The sequence below is a fragment of the Pseudoclavibacter sp. RFBJ3 genome (assembly GCF_002931375.1).
Lineage (GTDB): Bacteria > Actinomycetota > Actinomycetes > Actinomycetales > Microbacteriaceae > Pseudoclavibacter.
The window spans coordinates 1-1,364 of the sequence record NZ_PSXZ01000008.1 but is presented as its reverse complement, the minus strand read 5'-3'; the positions used below and the strand labels follow the sequence as shown (position 1 = coordinate 1,364).

1 protein-coding gene is annotated in these 1,364 nt (G+C 70.7%); it reads right to left on the bottom strand.

All coding sequences use genetic code 11. The features are described 5' to 3' along the window. Window positions 1-1,364: NADP-dependent phosphogluconate dehydrogenase (gndA, locus tag C5E07_RS09330; RefSeq protein WP_104299245.1), on the bottom strand; the 1,364-nt coding region annotated here is incomplete at both ends.

The following is a 1,364-nucleotide window of genomic DNA, read 5'->3' as shown; positions in this document are numbered from 1 at the left end:
GCGTTGTGCTCGGTGCGGTCGCCGGACCAGTCGGTGTGGAAGACGCCGTCGCGGTCGACGCGCTTGTAGGTGTGGGCGCCGAAGAAGTCGCGCTGCCCCTGGATGAGGGCGGCGGGGAGGCGCTCGGCGCGCAGTCCGTCGTAGTAGGACAGCGACGAGGAGAACGCGGGGGCTGGGATGCCGGCCTGCGCTGCCTGGACGACGACGCGGCGCCATGCTGCCTGCGCGGTGTCGACGGCCTCGCGGAAGAACGGTGCGGTGACGAGGGCGACGAGCTCGGGGTTCTCGGCGTAGGCCTCGGTGATGCGGTTCAGGAAGCGGGCGCGGATGATGCAGCCTGCACGCCAGATCGCGGCGATGTCGCCCTTCTTGATGTCCCAGCCGTACTGCTCGGCGCCGGCGATGATGGCGTCGAAGCCCTGCGAGTAGGCGATGATCTTGGACGCGTAGAGCGCGAGGCGCACGTCCTCGACGAAGCCGTCGGCGTCTTCGACCTGGAAGCCGTCGGGGCCGGGGAGGGTGCGGGATGCGGCGCGCTGCTCGAGCTTGGAGGACACGGAGCGGGCGAACACGGCTTCGGCGATGCCGGAGACGGGCACGCCGAGGTCGAGCGCGGTCTGCACGGTCCAGGCGCCGGTGCCCTTGGCGCCGGCGGCGTCGAGGATGACGTCCACGAGCGGGAGCTGCGTGTCGGCGTCGACCTGGCGGAGCACCTCTGCGGTGATCTCGATGAGGTACGACTCGAGCTCGCCCTTGTTCCACTCGGCGAAGATCTCGGCGATCTCGGCGGGGGACTTGCCGGTGCCGCGGCGGATGAGGTCGTAGGCCTCTGCGATGAGCTGCATGTCGGCGTACTCGATGCCGTTGTGGATCATCTTCACGAAGTGGCCGGCGCCGTCGGTGCCGACGTGGGTGACGCAGGGCTCGCCCTCGGCGACCGCGGCGATGGTGCGCAGGATCGGGCCGAGGGTCTCGTACGACTCGACGGTGCCGCCCGGCATGAGGGAGGGGCCGTTGAGGGCGCCCTCTTCGCCGCCGGAGATGCCGCAGCCCACGAAGTGGATGCCCGTGGAGCGCACGGCTGCCTCGCGGCGGCGGGTGTCGGTGAAGAGGGCGTTGCCGCCATCCACGATGATGTCGCCAGGCTCGAACGCCTCGACGAGCTGGTTGATGACCGCGTCGGTGCCGGCGCCCGCCTGCACCATGATGATCGCCGTGCGGGGCTTCTGGAGAGAAGCCGCGAAGTCGGCGACCGACTCGGAGGGCACGAACCCGGCCTCGGGGTGCTCCGCGACGAGCGTGCGGGTGCGCTCGGGCGAGCGGTTGTACACGGCGACGGTGTTGCCCTCGCGGCTCGCGAGGTT